At 73.0% G+C, this 18,092-nt stretch carries 17 protein-coding genes; 11 read left to right on the top strand and 6 right to left on the bottom strand.

Going from position 1 to position 18,092, the window contains the following annotated elements:
• Positions 1–211: hypothetical protein (locus ACYVDO_RS13930; protein ID WP_460936855.1), on the top strand; the 211-nt coding region annotated here is incomplete at its 5' end.
• Between the two features lie 81 nt (positions 212–292).
• Here ACYVDO_RS13930 and glgA read toward each other — a convergent pair.
• Positions 293–1,489, bottom strand: coding sequence for a glycogen synthase (gene glgA, locus ACYVDO_RS13925; protein ID WP_460936853.1), 1,197 nt, complete (start codon positions 1,487–1,489; stop codon positions 293–295).
• Between the two features lie 62 nt (positions 1,490–1,551).
• Here glgA and glgC point away from each other — a divergent pair, with 62 nt between their 5' ends.
• The 5 genes from glgC to cphA all read left to right on the top strand — a co-directional run bounded on the left by glgC (position 1,552) and on the right by cphA (position 8,658).
• A complete protein-coding gene (gene glgC, locus ACYVDO_RS13920) occupies positions 1,552–2,805 on the top strand; it encodes a glucose-1-phosphate adenylyltransferase (protein WP_460936851.1) in 1,254 nt (417 codons plus the stop codon).
• Positions 2,802–3,614: an LLM class F420-dependent oxidoreductase gene (locus ACYVDO_RS13915; protein WP_460936849.1), complete on the top strand. Its 813-nt coding sequence runs from the start codon at positions 2,802–2,804 to the stop codon at positions 3,612–3,614. The genes glgC and ACYVDO_RS13915 overlap by 4 nt, the downstream gene beginning before the upstream one ends.
• A gap of 22 nt (positions 3,615–3,636) precedes the next feature.
• A complete protein-coding gene (gene serB, locus ACYVDO_RS13910; protein WP_460936847.1) occupies positions 3,637–4,878 on the top strand; it encodes a phosphoserine phosphatase SerB in 1,242 nt (413 codons plus the stop codon).
• Positions 4,879–4,887: 9 nt separating this feature from the next.
• Positions 4,888–5,748, top strand: coding sequence for a cyanophycinase (locus ACYVDO_RS13905; RefSeq protein ID WP_460936844.1), 861 nt, complete (start codon positions 4,888–4,890; stop codon positions 5,746–5,748).
• Positions 5,749–5,814: 66 nt separating this feature from the next.
• Positions 5,815–8,658 carry a cyanophycin synthetase gene (gene cphA, locus ACYVDO_RS13900; RefSeq protein WP_460936842.1) on the top strand — a complete coding sequence of 948 codons (2,844 nt, stop codon included), beginning with the start codon at positions 5,815–5,817 and terminating at the stop codon, positions 8,656–8,658.
• A 24-nt stretch (positions 8,659–8,682) separates the two neighbouring features.
• On the opposite strand, the gene ACYVDO_RS13895 is transcribed toward cphA, so the two are convergent.
• From ACYVDO_RS13895 to fabG, 3 genes are read right to left on the bottom strand one after another with little or no spacing between them, the layout of a single operon-like run.
• Entirely contained in the window at positions 8,683–10,881 is a 2,199-nt protein-coding gene (locus ACYVDO_RS13895) for a tetratricopeptide repeat protein (RefSeq protein ID WP_460936840.1), read from the bottom strand.
• A gap of 42 nt (positions 10,882–10,923) precedes the next feature.
• Positions 10,924–11,682, bottom strand: coding sequence for an enoyl-ACP reductase FabI (fabI, locus tag ACYVDO_RS13890; protein WP_460936838.1), 759 nt, complete (start codon positions 11,680–11,682; stop codon positions 10,924–10,926).
• A gap of 41 nt (positions 11,683–11,723) precedes the next feature.
• Entirely contained in the window at positions 11,724–12,434 is a 711-nt protein-coding gene (gene fabG / locus ACYVDO_RS13885; RefSeq protein WP_460936836.1) for a 3-oxoacyl-ACP reductase FabG, read from the bottom strand.
• Between the two features lie 154 nt (positions 12,435–12,588).
• Between fabG and ACYVDO_RS13880 the strand changes: the two genes are divergently transcribed.
• Together ACYVDO_RS13880 and ACYVDO_RS13875 are read left to right on the top strand one after the other, a co-directional pair.
• Positions 12,589–12,912: a DUF3099 domain-containing protein gene (locus ACYVDO_RS13880; protein ID WP_460936834.1), complete on the top strand. Its 324-nt coding sequence runs from the start codon at positions 12,589–12,591 to the stop codon at positions 12,910–12,912.
• Complete coding sequence (locus ACYVDO_RS13875) at positions 12,909–13,118, top strand: hypothetical protein (RefSeq protein ID WP_460936832.1); 210 nt, start codon at positions 12,909–12,911, stop codon at positions 13,116–13,118. The genes ACYVDO_RS13880 and ACYVDO_RS13875 overlap by 4 nt, the downstream gene beginning before the upstream one ends.
• Positions 13,119–13,130: 12 nt before the next feature.
• On the opposite strand, the gene moaA is transcribed toward ACYVDO_RS13875, so the two are convergent.
• Positions 13,131–14,177, bottom strand: a complete 1,047-nt coding sequence (moaA, locus tag ACYVDO_RS13870; protein WP_460936830.1) for a GTP 3',8-cyclase MoaA — start codon at positions 14,175–14,177, stop codon at positions 13,131–13,133.
• 32 nt (positions 14,178–14,209) lie between these two features.
• On the opposite strand from moaA, the gene ACYVDO_RS13865 reads away from it, so the two are divergent.
• The 3 genes from ACYVDO_RS13865 (at position 14,210) to ACYVDO_RS13855 (ending at position 16,122) form a co-directional block, all read left to right on the top strand.
• Positions 14,210–15,106: an SURF1 family cytochrome oxidase biogenesis protein gene (locus tag ACYVDO_RS13865; protein ID WP_460936828.1), complete on the top strand. Its 897-nt coding sequence runs from the start codon at positions 14,210–14,212 to the stop codon at positions 15,104–15,106.
• Positions 15,107–15,185: 79 nt separating this feature from the next.
• On the top strand, positions 15,186–15,437 hold the full coding sequence (locus ACYVDO_RS13860) for a hypothetical protein (protein WP_460936826.1): 252 nt from the start codon (positions 15,186–15,188) through the stop codon (positions 15,435–15,437).
• Between the two features lie 28 nt (positions 15,438–15,465).
• Positions 15,466–16,122: a DMT family transporter gene (locus ACYVDO_RS13855; RefSeq protein ID WP_460936872.1), complete on the top strand. Its 657-nt coding sequence runs from the start codon at positions 15,466–15,468 to the stop codon at positions 16,120–16,122.
• Between the two features lie 24 nt (positions 16,123–16,146).
• Here ACYVDO_RS13855 and ACYVDO_RS13850 read toward each other — a convergent pair whose 3' ends face one another.
• Positions 16,147–18,024, bottom strand: coding sequence for an ABC transporter ATP-binding protein (locus ACYVDO_RS13850; protein WP_460936824.1), 1,878 nt, complete (start codon positions 18,022–18,024; stop codon positions 16,147–16,149).
• Positions 18,025–18,092: the final 68 nt, after the last annotated feature.

The raw sequence follows: 18,092 nt of genomic DNA, 5'->3' as shown, positions 1-18,092 counted from the left end.
GTACGGCATCCGCATCCGACCACCTCGACCCGTCGACACCCGGCCCCCGCCCGGCGGCGACCCACCCGTCCCCCTCGACACCTACCACCCCCCGACCGGCGAGCCGGTGCGGTGGCAGGACCTCGAGATCCTCCCCGACACCGCCCTGCCCAGAGACGCCGACACCCTCTGCCCGGCCAGACGCCCGGTCAGCGCAAGGACGACCGAGTAGCTCCGCGCCCGCTCGCAGGGAGCGCGTACCCGCGCGCTGGTAGCGCCGGCGAGTCAGCCCCGGCCGGTCAGCGCTGGCTGGTCAGCGGCGGGCGAGGACGGAGCGGTAGACCTCGAGCGTCTGCTCGCCGATCGACGCCCAGGAGAAGGCCTCCACCGCCCGGGTGCGGCCGGCCAGGCCCATACGCTGCGCCCGGTCGCGGTCGCTGACCGCGTCGGTCAGCGCTGCCGCGAGGTCCGAGACGAAGCGGTCGGCATCGAGCGGGATGCCGCTGCCGTCCTGGTGCTGCTCGATCGGCACCAGCCAGCCTGTCTCGCCGTGGACGACGACCTCGGGGATGCCACCGGTGGCGGTCGCCACGACGGGCAGCTCGCAGGCCATCGCCTCGAGGTTGACGATGCCGAGCGGCTCGTAGATCGACGGGCAGGCGAAGACGGTGGCGGCCGACAGCAGCGCGACGACCTCGTTGCGGGGCAGCATCTCCGGGATCCACACGACGCCGGTCCGGGTCGCGCGCAGCTGCTTCATCAGCCCCTCGACCTCGGCCATGATCTCCGGGGTGTCAGGCGACCCGGCACAGAGCACGAGCTGGACCTCGGGCGGGAGCTCGGCCGCGGCCCGCAGCAGGTAGGGCAGCCCCTTCTGCCGGGTGATCCGCCCGACGAACACCACCGACGGCCTGTCCGGGTCCACCCCGTGCTGGCGGACCGTGTCGAGGTCCTCGTGCCGCTGCCAGAGCTCGGAGTCGATCCCGTTGTGCACCACCGTGACCCGGTCCGGGTCCACCTTGGGGTAGGACCGGAGCACGTCCTGCCGCATGCCCTCGCTCACCGCGATGACGGCGTCGGCGGCCTCGTAGGCCGTGCGCTCCACGAACGAGGACAGCCGGTACCCACCACCCAGCTGCTCGGCCTTCCACGGGCGCATCGGCTCCAGCGAGTGAGCGGTGACGACGTGCGGCATGCCACCGAGCAGAGACGCCACGTGGCCGGCGAAGTTGGCGTACCAGGTGTGGGAGTGGACGACGTCGGCCCCGACGCAGTCACCGGCCATCGACAGGTCGACCCCCATGGTCCGCACGGCGGCGTTCGCGTCCGCGAGGGCCGGCAGGTCGGCATACCCGGTCGTTCCGTCCTCGGCAACGGGCTCGCCGAAGGCGCGCACCCGTGTGTCGATGTCGCCGCGGGCGCGCAGCGCGCGCACCAGCTCTGCGACGTGGACCCCCGCGCCGCCGTAGATGTTGGGCGGGTACTCCTTGGTCAGGATGTCCACTCTCACGTCCGTGAGACTAGTGGCGCGATGGGGTCGCCGCGAGGGCGCTGATTCCCTAGGTTGGGCCCATGGCGTACCGATCGGGTGGACCCAAGGTGCTGGCGATCGTCCTCGCGGGTGGAGAAGGCAAACGGCTGATGCCGCTCACCGCCGACCGGGCCAAGCCCGCGGTCCCCTTCGGGGGCATCTACCGGCTCATCGACTTCGCGCTGTCGAACGTCGTCAACTCCGGCTACCTCAAGGTCGTCGTCCTCACGCAGTACAAGTCGCACAGCCTCGACCGGCACGTCACCAAGACCTGGCGCATGTCGAACATGCTCGGCAACTACGTCACCCCGGTCCCTGCCCAGCAGCGGATCGACAAGAACTGGTACCTCGGCTCGGCGAACGCGATCTTCCAGAGCCTCAACCTGGTCCACGACGAGCAGCCCGACATCGTCGTGGTCGTCGGCGCCGACCACGTCTACCGCATGGACTTCTCGCAGATGGTGCAGCAGCACATCGACACCGGAGCCGGGGTCACCGTCGCCGCCATCCGGCAGCCGATCTCCCTCGCGGACCAGTTCGGCGTCATCGAGGTCGACGACGACGACCGCCGCAAGATCGGCGCGTTCCGCGAGAAGCCGACGGACGCCAAGGGGCTGCCGGACTCCCCCGAGGAGGTGCTGGCGTCGATGGGCAACTACGTCTTCGACGCGGACGTCCTCATCGACGCCGTGACCCGCGACGACTCCCGCGAGGGCAGCAAGCACGACATGGGCGGCGACATCGTGCCCGCGTTCGTGGCCGAGGGCCGCGGCTACGTCTATGACTTCAAGGACAACGTCATCCCGGGTGCCACCGAGCGCGACCAGGCCTACTGGCGCGACGTCGGGACGATGGACTCGTACTGGGAGGCCCACATGGACCTCGTGTCGATCCACCCGGTCTTCAACCTCTACAACTACGACTGGCCCATCTACACCGACTACGGGCCCTACCCGCCGGCGAAGCTCGTCCACGGCGCCGCGGGCAAGTTCGGCGAGGCGCACAACTCGGCCGTCTCCCCCGGGGTCGTCATCTCCGGTGCCACGGTGACCAACTCCGTGCTGTCGCCGCGCTGCCACATCCACAGCGGCACCACGATCGACGACAGCGTGCTGCTCGACGGGGTCGAGGTCGGCCGCGGCTGCACCATCAAGCGGGCCATCATCGACAAGGGCGTCATCGTGCCGCCGGACACCACCATCGGGGTGGACCGGGCCAGGGACGAGGCCCGCGGGTTCATGGTCACGGAGTCGGGGCTGACCGTGGTCGCCAAGCAGCAGGAGGTCCCCGCGTGAGCGAGCGGCCGATCCGGATCGCCGTCCAGCTCCAGCCCCAGCACGCCGAGTACGCCGCCATCCGTCGCGCCGCCGCGGAGGCGGAGGAGATCGGCGTCGACGTCGTCTTCAACTGGGACCACTTCTACCCCCTCTACGGCGATGCCGACGGCGCCCACTTCGAGTGCTGGACCATGCTCGGGGCCTGGGCCGAGGCGACCGAGCGGGTCGAGATCGGCGCCCTCGTCACCTGCAACAGCTACCGCAACCCCCAGCTGCTCGCCGACATGGCCCGCACCGTCGACCACATCAGCGACGGACGGCTCATCCTCGGCATCGGCTCGGGCTGGTTCGAGCGCGACTACGACGAGTACGGCTTCGACTTCGGCACCGCGGGCGGCCGGCTCGACCGCCTGGCCCACGACCTCCCCCTCATCGAGCAGCGGTGGGCCAGGCTGAACCCGCCGCCCACGCGTCCCATCCCGGTCCTCATCGGCGGCGGTGGTGAGCGCAAGACGCTGCGGATCGTGGCGCAGCACGCCAACATCTGGCACGGCTTCGGCGGCGCCGAGACCATCGCCCACAAGCACGAGGTCCTCGACGAGTGGTGCCGCAGGATCGGTCGCGACCCCTCCGAGATCGAGCGCTCGGCCGGCGTCTCCCCCAAGCCGGGCCGCCACCCGGAGGACGTCAGGGACTACGCCGCCGGCGCCGAGGCCCTGTATGCCGTGGGCACGCGCCTGTTCACCGTCGGGATCGGCGGGCCGCACTACGACCTCGGGCCGCTGCGCGACCTGGTCGCATGGCGAGACTCGCGCCGGACGTCGTGAGACGCGTCGATATCGTGACGGCGTGAGCGAGCCGAGCGACCAACCTGCCGTGCGGACCCTGCTCGTCACCATCAGCGGCGACGACCGCCCCGGCGTCACCAGCGCGTTCTTCGACGCCATCGCGGACGTCGGTGCCGAGGTCCGCGACCTCGAGCAGGTCGTCGTGCGCGGCCACCTCACGCTGGCGATGCTGCTCGAGGCGGGCGTCGCCGAGGAGCGGCTGCGCGAGGTGGTCACGGCCGTGGGCCGGGAGCTCGGCCTCAAGGTCAGGCTCCGCAGCGGCACCGGCGACAGCCTGCGCCAGCGCACGGGCCGCGCGGCCGTCGTCGTCCTCGGCTCGCCCCTGCGGGCCAGCGGCGTGGCCGCGGTGACCGCGCGGATCGCCTCGCACGGCGCGAACATCGACCGGATCCGGCGGCTGGCGCGCTACCCCGTGACGACCGTGGAGTTCGACGTCTCGGGCGCCGACGTGGACCGGCTGCGCCGGGAGCTCGCCCTCGAGTCCAGCATCCACGGCCTCGACATCTCGGTGGCGGCCGGTGGCCTCGCCCGACGCGGCCGGCGGCTCGTGGTGATGGACGTCGACTCGACCCTCATCCAGGACGAGGTGATCGAGCTGCTCGCCCGGCATGCGGGGCGGGAGCGCGAGGTGGCACAGGTGACCGAGGCGGCGATGCGAGGCGAGCTCGACTTCGCCGAAAGCCTGCGCCAGCGGGTGGCCGCGCTCGAGGGCCTGCCGGTGTCCGTGCTGGACGAGGTCCGTGCAACCATCCAGTTCACCCCCGGCGCCCGGACCCTGGTGCGCACCCTCAAGCGCCTCGGGTTCACGGTCGCGGTCGTGTCGGGCGGCTTCATCGAGATCGTCGAGGACCTCGCCCGCGAGCTCGACATCGACCACGCCCACGCCAACCGGCTCGAGGTTCGCGACGGCCTGCTGACCGGCCGGGTCCTCGGCGAGATCGTCGACCGGGAGGGCAAGGCCCGCGCGCTGCGGCGGTTCGCCGCGGAGGCCGGCCTGCCCCTGTCCCGGACGGTGGCGATCGGTGACGGCGCCAACGACCTCGACATGCTCGAGGCCGCCGGGCTGGGCGTCGCCTTCAACGCCAAGCCGGTCGTGCGCGAGCAGGCGGACACGTCGGTGACGGTCCCCTACCTCGACGCCGTGCTCTACCTGCTCGGCATCACGCGTGAGGAGATCGAGGAGGCGGACGCTGCCGACGGCACGCCGACGCCGGCTCCGCCGATCCCGCAGCCCGGCTCCTAGGCTGTCGCAATGGCATCCCCGAGGAAGCGCGGCCGACCCACCCTGTTCGTCATCGGGGGCGCCGAGGACCGGGTGGGCAAGGCCACGGTCCTGCGACGCTTCGTCCGCCTCGCCGGGGGACGGCGGGCGCGCATCGTCCTCATCCCCACCGCGTCCTCGTTCCCCGACGAGGTGACCGCCTCGTACGCCGACGTGTTCACCCGGCTGGGTGCTCCGGTCCCCTCGGTCGTCGACCCCCAGGACCGCACCGAGGCCCACGACGAGGCGCTCGTGGCCCTCGTCGACGCGGCCACTGGCGTCTTCATGAGCGGCGGCAGCCAGCTCAAGCTGAGCCAGCGCTTCCCGGGCACCCCGCTCGGCGAGGCGATCCACCGGGCGCACGCGCGCGGGGCCGTCGTCGGTGGGACCTCGGCCGGCGCCTCGATCATGAGCCAGTTCATGATCTCCATGGGCGACGAGGGCATCACGCCCCGGCAGCGGCACAGCCAGCTGAGTGCCGGGCTCGGGCTGGTCGAGGGCGTGATCATCGACCAGCACTTCGCCCAGCGGTCCCGCTATGGCCGGCTCATGTCGATGGTGGCGGCCTCCCCGAGCCTGCTCGGCATCGGCATCGACGAGGACACCGCGGTCGAGCTCGTCGACGGCCGGCTGTTCACCGTCCACGGCTCCGGCGCGGTGTTCGTGCTCGACTGCCGCAGCGCCCAGTCGGACGCGCCCGACGCCCGCCGGGGCGCCCCGCTCATGGTCTCCGGAGCAGTGGTGCACTCACTGCCCGCAGGCGCTACGTTCGACCTCGCCGAGGTGAAGCTCGTCGAGTTCGTCGAGAAGCACCCGGACGCCGCAGTGGCCCTGGCGACGGCCAAGGCCTGACCGCCGCCGGGTCGGGCCGACGACGTCCCTGCCCCCGTCCGTCCTGCTGACCAGCAAGGAGTGCCCATGGCAGACCGTCCCACCCCGACCGGCCCCGCCGCCCCGGAGCTGACCATCGTGGAGTCGAGGGTCTACCGCGGCGGGAACATCTGGTCGTACAACCCGGCGATCCACCTCGTGGTCGACCTCGGCGTCCTCGAGGCCTACCCGAGCGACACGATCGACGGCTTCACCGACCGGCTGGTGCAGCTGCTCCCGGGCCTGGAGAACCACACGTGCTCCCGCGGGGTGAAGGGCGGTTTCATCGAGCGGCTGCGCGAGGGCACCTGGCTCGGCCACGTCGCCGAGCACGTGGCGCTGCAGCTGCAGCAGGAGGCCGGCCACGACCTGCGCCGGGGCAAGACCCGTGCCGTGAAGGGCCGGCGGGGTCGCTACAACGTCATCTACGACTACAACGACGAGACGGTCGGTCTCGCGGCCGGCTCGCTCGCCGTGCGGCTGGTCAACCACCTGGTGCGCGCCGAGGAGGGGTTCGACTTCCCCGAGGCCCTCGACGTCTTCCTCCGCCAGGCCCAGCGCGCGGCCTTCGGCCCCTCGACCCAGGCGATCCTCGAGGAGGCGATCTCCCGGGACATCCCGTACATCCGCCTCAACAGCGCCTCCCTCGTCCAGCTCGGCCAGGGCGTCCACGCCCAGCGCATCCGGGCGACCATGACGTCGAAGACCGGCGCCCTGGCCGTCGACATCGCCTCCGACAAGGACATGACCACGCGGCTGCTCGCCTCCGCGGGGCTGCCCGTCCCCAAGCAGGAGACCGTGCGCTCCGCCGACGGCGCGGCCGCTGCCGCCCGGCGGATCGGCTTCCCCGTGGTGGTCAAGCCGCTCGACGGCAACCACGGGCGCGGGGTGTGCCTGGACCTGCAGAGCGAGGACGACGTGCGGGCGTCCTTCGCCGTGGCGGAGGGCGAGTCCCGACGCGGCTCCGTCATCGTCGAGTCGTTCGTCACCGGTCGCGACTACCGCTGCCTCATCGTGGGCGGGAGGATGCAGGCCATCGCCGAGCGCGTCCCGGCCCACGTCGTCGGCGACGGCTCGCACACCGTCACCGAGCTCGTCGAGATCACCAACGCCGACCCACGCCGCGGGGTGGGGCACGAGAAGGTCCTCACCCGGATCAAGGTCGACGACGCCGCCGTGGCACTGGTGCGCGAGCAGGGCTGGGAGATGGACCAGGTGCCGCCCGAGGGCCAGATGGTCAAGCTCGCCCTCACCGGCAACATGTCCACCGGTGGCATCTCCGTCGACCGCACCTTCGAGGCGCACCCCGACAACGTCGAGATCGCCGAGGAGGCCGCCCGGATGATCGGGCTCGACGTCGCCGGCATCGACTTCATCTGCCCGGACATCGCCTCCCCCGTGCGCGAGACCGGCGGTGCGATCTGCGAGGTCAACGCCGCCCCCGGCTTCCGCATGCACACGCACCCCACGGTCGGCGAGCCGCAGTACATCGCCCGGCCCGTCGTGGACCTGCTCTTCCCGCCCGGCTCGCCGTCGCGCGTGCCGATCGTGGCCGTCACCGGCACCAACGGCAAGACGACGACCTCGCGGATGATCGCCCACATCTTCAAGGGGATCGGCCGCAAGGTGGGCATGACCTCGACCGACGGCATCGTCATCGACGAGCGGCTCGTATACAAGGCGGACGCCTCGGGGCCGCGCTCGGCCCGCATGGTCCTGCAGAACCCCCGCGTCGACTTCGCCGTGATGGAGGTCGCGCGCGGGGGCATTCTGCGCGAGGGCCTGGGCTACGACCGCAACGACGTCGCCGTCGTCACCAACATCGCCCCTGACCACCTGGGCATGAAGGGGATCGACACCCTGGAGCAGCTCGCCGACGTCAAGGCCGTCATCGTCGAGGCCGTCCCCCGCGACGGCTTCGCCGTGCTCAACGCCGACGACGACCTGGTGCGCAGGATGCGTCGTCGCTGCTCCGGCGGCGTCGTCTGGTTCTCGCTGCAGCCGCCGGGCAGCAAGGTCCGCGAGTACATCGACGACCACTGCCGCCGTGGCGGACGGGCCGTGGTGCTCGAGCCGACCGAGCGCGGCGACATGATCACCATCAAGCACGGCCGCCGGTCGATGCAGCTCGCGTGGACCCACCTGCTGCCGTCGACCTTCGGCGGCACCGCGAAGTTCAACGTCGCCAACGCCATGGCGGCCGCCGGCGCCGCCTTCGCGGCCGGCGCCGGGCTGCACGAGATCCGCCAGGGCCTGCGCACCTTCACGACGAGCTACTACCTCTCCCCCGGCCGCATGAACCTCGTCAACGTCCACAACGTCGACGTGTTCGTCGACTACTGCCACAACGCCCCCGGGATGCGGGTGCTGGGCGAGTTCGTCGACGGCTACGCCGAGCAGAAGTCCGGCCAGGCGGACCTGGGCAAGATCTCCCGGATCGGCATGGTCTCCACCGCCGGTGACCGGCGCGACGACGACATGCGGGAGCTGGGCGCCATCGCGGCACGGCACTTCGACGTGGTGGTCGTCCGCGAGGACAAGCGGCTGCGCGGGCGTGCCCTGGGCGAGACGGCCGAGCTGATCGCCGAGGGTGTGCGCTCGCAGATGGGCACGGAGGGGGTCCGCTGCCGCCAGGTCGAGGTCGTCCTCGACGAGGTGGACGCCGTCCGGCACTGCATGGCACGGGCCAACCCCGGCGACGTCGTCGTCCTGTGCGTCGACCAGCACGCCGAGGTGCTGGCCGAGCTCGAGACGATGACCCGGTCGGCCCAGGCCGGTGCGCACAACCGCGACGGCGTGAGCGACCCCGACCTCGACCCGGTGGAGCTGCAGAGCGAGGCCCAGGCGTCAGGTGACGAGGCCGCCGCCGAGGGCGAGCCCGTCACCGCCTGAGGCGGGCACGGCGCCCGGGCGGGGTCAGCGCGCCCGCAACTGCGCGGCGTACCGGGCCAGGGCCGGGCGGTAGGCCTGCGCGTCCTCGTCGCCGGCGTGGTGCAGCAGCACCTCGACGAGGTCGGCGACCGCCTCGCCCGCGCGGCCGCAGTCGTAGGCCGCGAGGGCCCGGAACGCCGCCACCGCCGCCGACCCGGGCCGCTCCGCCTCGAGCTCGGTCAGCAGGTCGTACGCAGCGACCGCGTCACCGGTGTTGCGCAGGCTCGACGCGAGCTGGATGCGGGCGCGGTGCCGCTGCGGCTCGCGCAGCCCGGCCGCCAGGGCCTGACGGTAGGCGGTCACCGCCTGGTCCTCCACACCCGCTGCGTCGAGGGCGGACGCGTACTCGTAGCCGAGGCGCGGGTCGGCGGGCCGTGCGTCGCGCAGGGCCTGCGCCGCCACGACCCGTGCCGCGTCGTCCTCGACCGCCCAGAGGGCCGCGATCTCCCGCTCGAGCTCGTGCTCGCCCCGCGCCGCCACCACCTTGCGGCGCACGTCGGCGGCCGTGTCGGAGGTGGCACCCTGCTCGGCCAGCCAGGCCGCCACCCCGGCCCGCTCCGAGTGGCACATCAGGGCGACCACATCGCCGTCGGCGGCCCCGGGCACGAGCGCCTGCAGGCCCTCCAGCTCGGTCTCGTAGGACTCGATGTCCGCCACCCCCGCGCGGGCCAGACCGACCCTCAAGTGGCCCTCCAGCTCCTCCATCGTGCGGCCCCGCAGGTAGTGCGCCTTGTGCGCGGCGACGACCCGGTCGGCCCGCAGCCCGGCGATCTCGCCCATGGCCTCGAGCAGCTCGTCGGTGCGGTCGCCGGCCAGGCCGAGGCCGAGGTGCACCTGCCCACCGGGGACCGTCAGCCCGTGGGCGACGTCGAGCAGCGCCTCGAGCCCGGCCTCGTTGTGCGCCAGGTCGACGATGACCGTGACCTCGGACCCGTCCTCGCGGCGGAGCGTGTAGGTGTTCATCCGGCCCGGGTTGAGCCGCTCGTCGGGGGCGAAGGTCCGCAGGCCCTCGACGACCGCCTCGCGCGGGATGCCCAGGCCCAGGGCCGCCGCGGCACCGGCGAGCACGTTGGCGAGGTTGTGGCGCGACAGGCCGGACAGGGTCGCGGGCACGTCGACGACGCTGACGAGCCGGTCGGGGTCACGGCCGGCCTCGAGGACGGTGACGTCGCCGTCGAGGACCGTGATGGCCCGGCCGCCGGCGTCCAGCGCCTGCCGGACGGCCGGGGCGTCCGGGCGGAGGGCGAAGACCCACGGCCGCGCGCGGGTGCCGGTGCGCATCGCCCAGACGCGGGGGTCCTCTCCGTTGAGCACCGCCCAGCCCCCGGGGCGGGTCGCCTTGGTGACGATGGCCTTGACCTCGGCCAGCTGGTCGACGGTGTCGATCCCCTGCATGCCGAGGTGGTCGGCGGAGACGTTCGTGACGACGCTGACGTCGTTGTGGCTGACCCCCATCCCCTTGAGCAGCATGCCTCCCCGGGCCGTCTCGAGGATGCCGAGCTGGACCCCCGGAGCGCCGAGCACGGCCCTCGCGCCGGCCGGCCCCGAGTAGTCTCCCGCCTCGACCAGCTCACCCTGCACCACGATGCCGTCGGTCGAGGACCACCCGGTGCGCAGGCCCGCCGTCATGCCGATGTGGCCCAGCAGCCGGGTGGTCGTCGTCTTGCCGTTGGTCCCCGTGACGGACGCGACGGGGATGGTGGGGCGCACGATCGACGGACGGTCACCGGGGGCGGCGCCGGCCACGAGCGCTCCCTGCTCGGCCACCGGGTCGCCACCGTCGAGCCACCCCTGCAGCACCGGGCCGGTGGCCTCCCCGAGGGCTCGCGCGCGCCCGCGGCGCCGCCAGACGAACGCCACGACCACCTGGTGGCGCGCCGAACCGGGGCGCACCCGCACGCCCAGCCGGGTCGTCCCGCTCGCCGCAGCGGTGGCGCGCACGGCCCGCACCACCAGCCGCATCACGAACCGCTGCCGCGCCTCGGTGCCCGGCGCGCCCGGCCGGGCAGCCGGCATACCGATCCTGGCGGCCAGGGCGACGAGGTCCTGCTCGTCCGCGGAGAGGTAGCCCGGCAGGTCGAGGGTGACCTTGACGGCCGGCTTGGCGAAGTACAGGTTCGGACCCTCGAGGACCCGGACCTCGCTCACGGTCACGGACGGGGCCACGCCGGGTGCGGAGGTCATGGCGTCAGACGCTACTGCCCGACGGGTGCTGTCGCGCCGCCGCTACTGGCCCATGGCGTGCACGCCGCCGTCGACGTGCACGATCTCGCCCGTCGTCGCGGGGAACCAGTCCGACAGGAGCGCCGCGCAGGCCTTCGCGGCGGGCAGCGGGTCGTTGACGTCCCAGCCGAGCGGCGCCCGCCGGCCCCAGGTGTCCTCGAACGCGACGAAGCCCGGGATGGACTTAGCCGCGGTGGTGCGGATCGGCCCGGCGGAGACCAGGTTGCTGCGGATCCCCCTGGGGCCGAGGTCGCGGGCGAGGTAGCGGTTGGTCGACTCGAACGCCGCCTTCGCGACGCCCATCCAGTCGTAGACCGGCCAGGCGAACTTCGCGTCGAAGGTGAGGCCGACGATCGCCCCGCCCTCGCGCATCAGCGGCAGCGCCGCCACGGCGAGCGACTTCAGCGAGTAGGCCGACGCGTGCATCGCGGTCGACACGTCCTCGAACGTGCCCTCCAGGAAGTTGAACGCACCCTGCGGCGCGAAGCCGATCGAGTGCAGCACCCCGTCGAGGTGGTCGACGTGCTCGCCGAGCCGCTCGGCCAGGCTGTCGAGGTCGTCCTGGTTGGTCACGTCGAGCTCGACGACCGGCGGCGTCGTGGACAGCCGCTTGGCGATGGTCTGGGTGATCCTGAAGGTGCGGCCGAAGGACGTCAGGACCACCTCGGCGCCCTGCTCCTGGGCCAGCTTGGCGACGTGGAACGCGATGGAGGAGTCCATGAGGACTCCGGTGACGAGCAGCTTCTTGCCCTCGAGCAACATGGGGACGTTCCCTTCTCGGTGGTGGGTCGCAGTGGCCCGGGTCAGTGGCCCATGCCGAGGCCGCCGTCGACCGGGATCACGGCGCCGGTGATGTATGCCGCGTCGTCGCCGGCGAGGAAGCGCACCGCCGCGGCGACCTCGTCGGCCTGGCCGAACCGGCCGGCCGGGATGCCGGCGAGGTAGGCCTTCTGCCGGTCCTCGGGCAGCGCCGCCGTCATGTCGGTCTCGATGAACCCGGGGGCGACGACGTTGGCGGTGATGCCACGGCCGCCGAGCTCGCGCGAGATGGAGCGGGCCAGCCCCACGAGCCCGGACTTGCTGGCCGCGTAGTTGGTCTGGCCGGGCGAGCCGTAGAGCCCGACGACGCTGGAGATGAAGATGATCCGGCCCTGGCGCGCGCGGATCATGCCCTTGACCGCGCGGCGGGCGCAGCGGAAGGAGCCGGCGAGGTTGGTGTCGAGGACGGTGTCGAACTCCTCGTCGCTCATCCGCATGAGCAGGGTGTCGCGGGTGATGCCGGCGTTGGCCACGAGCACCTCGACGGGACCACCCAGCAGCTCCTCGGCCTCGGTGAAGGCGGCGTCGACGCTGGCGGTGTCGGTGACCTCGCAGCGGACCGCCCGCAGGCCCTCGGGCGCCTCGCCGGACCGGTTCGTGACGACCACGTCGTCCCCCGCCGCGTCGAGGGCGCGGGCGATGCTCAGCCCGATGCCGCGGTTGCCCCCGGTGACGAGGATCCTGCGCCCAGCCATCGATCTCCTCCGTTGCCTCGCGGCGGTCGGTCGGTCGTGCGACGAGCCCCGTCCGGAGCCCGGTGCGACCCTACCGACTACCGATCGGTAGGCCGCATCCGTGACCACCCGGCCCCGACCGGTGCGTTGGTCCGTCGCGGCTTATCGTGGAGTGGTGCCGCGCACCCATCGTCCCCATCACGACGAGCCCGTCGTGCAGTCCGTGACCTCCGCTCCAGAGTCGCTCGCGGAGGAGCAGTCCCACCGGATCAAGCGCTACCTGCTGACGATGGCCGTGCGCACCGTCTGCTTCGTCGGGGCGGCGGTGACGGCGACGCGGGGGGCCTCCGCCTGGGTGTGGGGCAGCCTGTCGATCGCGGCCATCCTGCTGCCGTACATCGCCGTCGTCATGGCCAACGCCGTGAGCCCGCGGGCGCGCGGTGGCTCCCGGCCGGTGCTCCCGAACGGCGACGGGCCGCCGCAGATCGGGCCCCGGTGACCGAGCTCGTCTGCAGCGCCAAGGGCTGCCGTCGCGAGGCCACCTGGGCGCACCTGTGGAACAACCCCAAGCTGCACACGCCCGACCGGCGCAAGGTCTGGCTGGCGTGCGAGGACCACCGCGGCTCCCTCGGGGAGTTCCTGTCGCTGCGGGGGTTCCTCAGGGAGACCGTCGCAGCCGACGCCATCCCCGCGGACGCGGGCTGACCGGTCGGGGGGTCAGCCGCCGATCGCGGACATCGGCCGGGTCGGCTGGACGAACGCGTCGGTACCGATCCCGTGCCCGGGCGCCTTGCGCCACATCTCGCCCCGGATGAGGCCGGCGATCTCCTCGTCGCTCGCCCCGGCCCTCAGAGGACCGCGCAGGTCGGTCTCGGCCTGGGAGAACAGGCAGTTGCGCACCTGGCCGTCGGCCGTCAGCCGGGTGCGGTCGCACGCCGCGCAGAACGGGGCCGACACGCTGGCGATGATCCCCACGGTCTCGGGGCCGCCGTCGACGAGGAACCGCTCGGCGGGGGCGCTCCCCCGGTCCTCGGCGGGCAGCGGCGTCAGCGTGAACCGCTCGGCGAGCCGGTCGCGCACCTCGTCGGCGCCGATCATGGTCGAGGCGTCCCAGCCGTGCTGGGCGTCGAGCGGCATCTGCTCGATGAACCGCAGCTCGTAGCCCCGGTCCAGGCACCACTGCAGCAGCTCGCTGACGGAGTGGTCGTTGATGCCGCGCATCGCCACCGCGTTGACCTTGACCGGGGTGAGGCCGGCGGTGGCGGCGGCCTTGAGGCCCGCCTCGACGTCGTGCAGGCGGTCGCGGCGGGTGAGGTCGGCGAACTCGCGCGGGTCGACGGTGTCGAGGCTGACGTTGATGCGGTCCAGCCCGGCGTCGGCCAGCGGCTGGGCGAGCCGGTCCAGCCCCACCCCGTTCGTGGTCATGGCGATGGAGGGCCGCGGCTCGAGCGCGGCGATGCGCCGGACCACGTCGACCAGCGACCGGCGCAGGAGCGGCTCGCCACCGGTCAGCCGGACCTGGCGCACGCCGAGCCCGACGAAGATCCCCACGAGCCGGACGAGCTCGTCGTCGGTGAGCATCTCGGGCTTGGCGAGCCACGGCAGGCCCTCGGCCGGCATGCAGTAGCGGCAGCGCAGGTTGCACCGGTCGGTGACGGACACGCGCAGGTCCCGGGCCACCCGTCCGTACCGGTCGGGCAGTCCCGGCAGGTCGGCCGGCGGGCGTGCAGGGTCGCGCACCGTCGGGAAGGGGAGGCCGGTCATGACCCCCAGCCTAGGCCGGGTACCGTGAAGAAGTGTTCAGGACGCTCACCTCACGGCGCTGGCTGGGCGCCCTGGCGGTGGCCGCGGTGTTCGCCGTGGCAGCGTTCTACCTCGGCCGGTGGCAGTGGCACCGCTACGAGGCCAAGTCCGCGCGGGCCGACCGCATCCACGCCCACTACGGCGCCACGCCGCGCCCGGTCGGCGACGTCCTGGGACCCTCGCCGATGCCCCTCGCCTCGGACTGGACCCGGGTCACCATGACCGGGGCGTATGCCGCGGACGACCAGCTGCTCGTGCGCAACCGCCCGCACGACTCGGTCTACGGCTACGAGGTGGTCGTCCCGTTCCGGGCCCAGGGGGCCGGCACCGTGCTGCTCGACCGCGGCTGGGTCCGCAACGGGAAGACCGCCGAGACCCGCCCGGACGTGCCGCCCGTGCCGACCGGCCGGCTCACCGTCACGGGGTGGGTGCGCCAGGGCGAGCCGTCGCTGGGCCGCAGGATGCAGCCCGGGCAGCTCGCCAGCATCAACCTGCGTGAGGCGTCGGCCGCTGCGGGGACGCCGCTGCTGGGTGGGTACGTCATCGTCCAGCGGGAGCAGGCGGCCGACGGCACCAGCCCACCCCGGCCGGCTCCGCTGGAGGCACCGGACACCGACCTCGGCCCGCACCAGGCCTACGCGTTCCAGTGGTGGCTGGCCATGGTCGCGGGGTTCGTCCTCGTCTGGTTCGGCGCCCGGCGCGAGCACCTCGAGGCCGTCGACGCCGCCGCGGGCAACCGGTCGCCCGCGGGCGGCGGCACCGGACCCGGGGGCCGCGATGACGCCTCTGGGCCGGATGAGCCCGTCGAGCCCGTGGGGGCGCCGTCGGGACGCGGCGCCCGCTCCGGGAGGCCCAAGAAGGTCCGGATCTGGGACGAGGAGGACGGCTGACCCCGTCCTGGCAGGGATCCGGCGGACGTTGGCACCGGCGCAGTCGTGGCCGGCCGCGCCACCGCCTACCGTCGTGCTCGTGACGACTCCCGACCGCGACCGCGCGCTCACCCTCACGGCCGTCCCGGTCGTCCTCGTGCTGTGGGCCTCCGCGTTCGTCGCGATCCGGCACCTCGGTCCGTCGGTCTCCCCGGGCGCGCTCTCGCTCGGCCGCCTGCTCGTCGCCTCGGTGGTCCTCGGGGCCATGATGCTGACCCGTCCGCGCACCTGGCCCAGCCGGCGCGACGTACCGCTGCTCGTGGCCTGCGGGGTGCTGTGGTTCGGCGTCTAACGTCGCCCTCAACGCGGCCGAGCGCCGCATCGACGCCGGCACCGCGGCCATGCTGGTGCAGATCGGCCCGATCGTCGTGGCCCTGCTGGCCGCGGTGTTCCTCGGCAAGGCGCTCACCCGCTGGCTCGTCGCGGGCGCGGTGGTCGGGTTCGCCGGGGTGGTGGTGATCGGGCTGGCCGGGTCCGGGCACGCCGGGGGCGACGTGGCGGGGGTCGTGCTGGCCGTCGTGGCCGCCCTGACCTACGGCGCGGGCGTGGTCACCCAGAAGCCGCTGCTCTCCCGGCTCCCCGGCCTCGAGGTGACCTTCCTCGCCTGCGTGATCGGCGCCGTCGTCTGCCTGCCCTTCGCCCCCGACCTCGTCGGCACCGTGCACGAGGGCAGCGCGACCACGCTGCTGCTCGTGGCGTACCTGGGCGTCTTCCCGACCGCGATCGCGTTCCTGCTCTGGGCGTTCGCGCTCTCGCGGACCAACGCCGGGACGCTGGCGCTCACGACGTTCCTCGTGCCCGTGATCGCGACCGCGCTCGGCTGGCTCTTCCTGGACGAGCTGCCGCCTGCGGGCGCCTACCTCGGTGGAGCCCTCTGCGTCGTGGGGGTCGTGCTGACCCGTCGCCGCCCGAGGCCGGCGCGTCGCCCCGTCACCGAGGGCGAGCCGGAGCAGGACGCCGTGCGGTCCGCCTCCTGAACCGCGACCTGCGCGAACCGGGACCTACGCCGGGACGTCCGACTCCTGGTCGGCGAACTGCGTGGTGTAGAGGTCGCGGTAGAGGCCGCGCCGGGCCATGAGCTCGGCATGGGTGCCGCGCTCCACGACCCGCCCACCGTCGACGACGAGGATCTGGTCGGCCCCGCGCACGGTGGACAGGCGGTGGGCGATGACCAGGGCGGTGCGGCCGGTGAGCGCGGTGTCGAGCGCCCGCTGGACCGCGGCCTCGGACTCGCTGTCGAGGTGGGCCGTCGCCTCGTCGAGCACGATGAGGCCGGGGCCCTTGAGCAGGAGGCGGGCCAGGGCCAGCCGCTGCTTCTCGCCGCCGGAGAGCCGGTGGCCCCGGTCGCCGACGACCGTGTCGAGCCCCTCGGGCAGCGCGTCGACGAGGGACCAGACGTGGGCTGCCCGGAGCGCCTCGACCATGTCCTGCTCGGTGGCCCGGGGGGCGGCGTAGGCGAGGTTGGCCCGGATGGTGTCGTGGAAGAGGTGCGCCTCCTGCGTGACGACGCCGACGGTCGCGTGGACCGACTCGAGGGTCGCGTCCCGCAGGTCGACGCCGTTGATCCGCACGGCCCCGGTGGTGGGGTCGTAGAGGCGGGCGACGAGGCTGGTGATGGTCGTCTTGCCGGCGCCGCTCGGGCCCACGAGGGCGACGAGCTGACCCGGCTCCACGGTGAGGGTGACGTCGCGCAGGACCAGCCCGGAGCCCTTGCGGTCGCCGATGGCCGTGCTCTCGAGCGAGGCGAGCGACACGTCGTCGGCCGACGGGTACCGGAAGCCCACGCCGTCGAGCTCGACCGTCACCGGTCCCTGGGGCAGGGCGCGCGCGTCGGACCGCTCCTTCACCAGGGGCTCGAGGTCGAGGACCTCGAAGACTCGCTCGAACGACACCAGGGCCGTCATGACGTCGACCCGCACGTTCGAGATCGCGGTGAGCGGGCCGTAGAGCCGGGCGAGCAGCGCGGTGAGGGCGAGCAGGGTGCCGACGGTCAGGGTGCCGCTGACGGCCATGAGGCCGCCGAAGCCGTAGACCATGGCGGTGGCGAGCGAGGCCACGAGGGTCAGGGCAACGAAGAAGATGCTGCGGTTCATCGCGATCTTGACGCCCATGTCGCGCACCCCGGCGGCGCGCTCGGCATACTCCGCGTCCTCGCGGCGGGCGTCGCCGAAGAGCTTGACGAGCAGGGCGCCGGCGACGTTGAACCGCTCGGTCATGCGGGTGCCCATGTCGGCGTTGAGCCCCATCTGGGCGTGGCTGAGGCCGGCGAGCCGGCGGCCCATCCACCGGGCGGGGAGGATGAAGAACGGCACGAGCGCCAGCGACGCGAGGGTGAGCTCCCAGGACAGAGTCGCCATGGTGCCGATGATGAGGGTGAGCGACACGACGTTGCTCACCACGCTGGAGAGCACGGAGGTGAAGGCCTGCTGGGCACCCAGGACGTCGGAGTTGAGCCGGCTGACCAGCGCGCCGGTCTGGGCGCGGGTGAAGAACGCGATGGGCTGGCGCAGCACGTGGGCGAAGACCTCGGTGCGCAGGTGGTAGATCAGCCCCTCGCCGATCCGCGCGGAGTACCAGCGCTGCACGAGGGTGAGGGCGCCGTCGGCCACCGCGATCGCCGCCACCAGCAGGGCGAGGTCGACGACGACCGCACGGTCCTTGGGGATGATGCCGCGGTCGACGATGTCCTTGAGCAGCAGCGGTGTCGCCACGACCAGCGCGGAGTCGAGCACGACGACGACCACGAAGACGGCGATCTCGCGCTTGAAGGACCGGGCGTAGGAGAGGGTCCGCCGCGCCGTGCCCGGGGCCAGCTTGCGGTCCTTGACCGAGTCGTCACGGGTCAGCGAACGCATGGCCATCCAGCCAGACATGCTCATGCGTCACCTCCGAGTCGTTCCGGCGGGACAACGCCTGGGCGCCGGGTCGCATTCCCATGGTGCCGCCC

This window comes from Phycicoccus ginsengisoli (assembly GCF_054779295.1).
The sequence above is the reverse complement of the archived record's forward strand: the minus strand, read 5'-3'. Positions and strand labels throughout refer to the sequence as shown.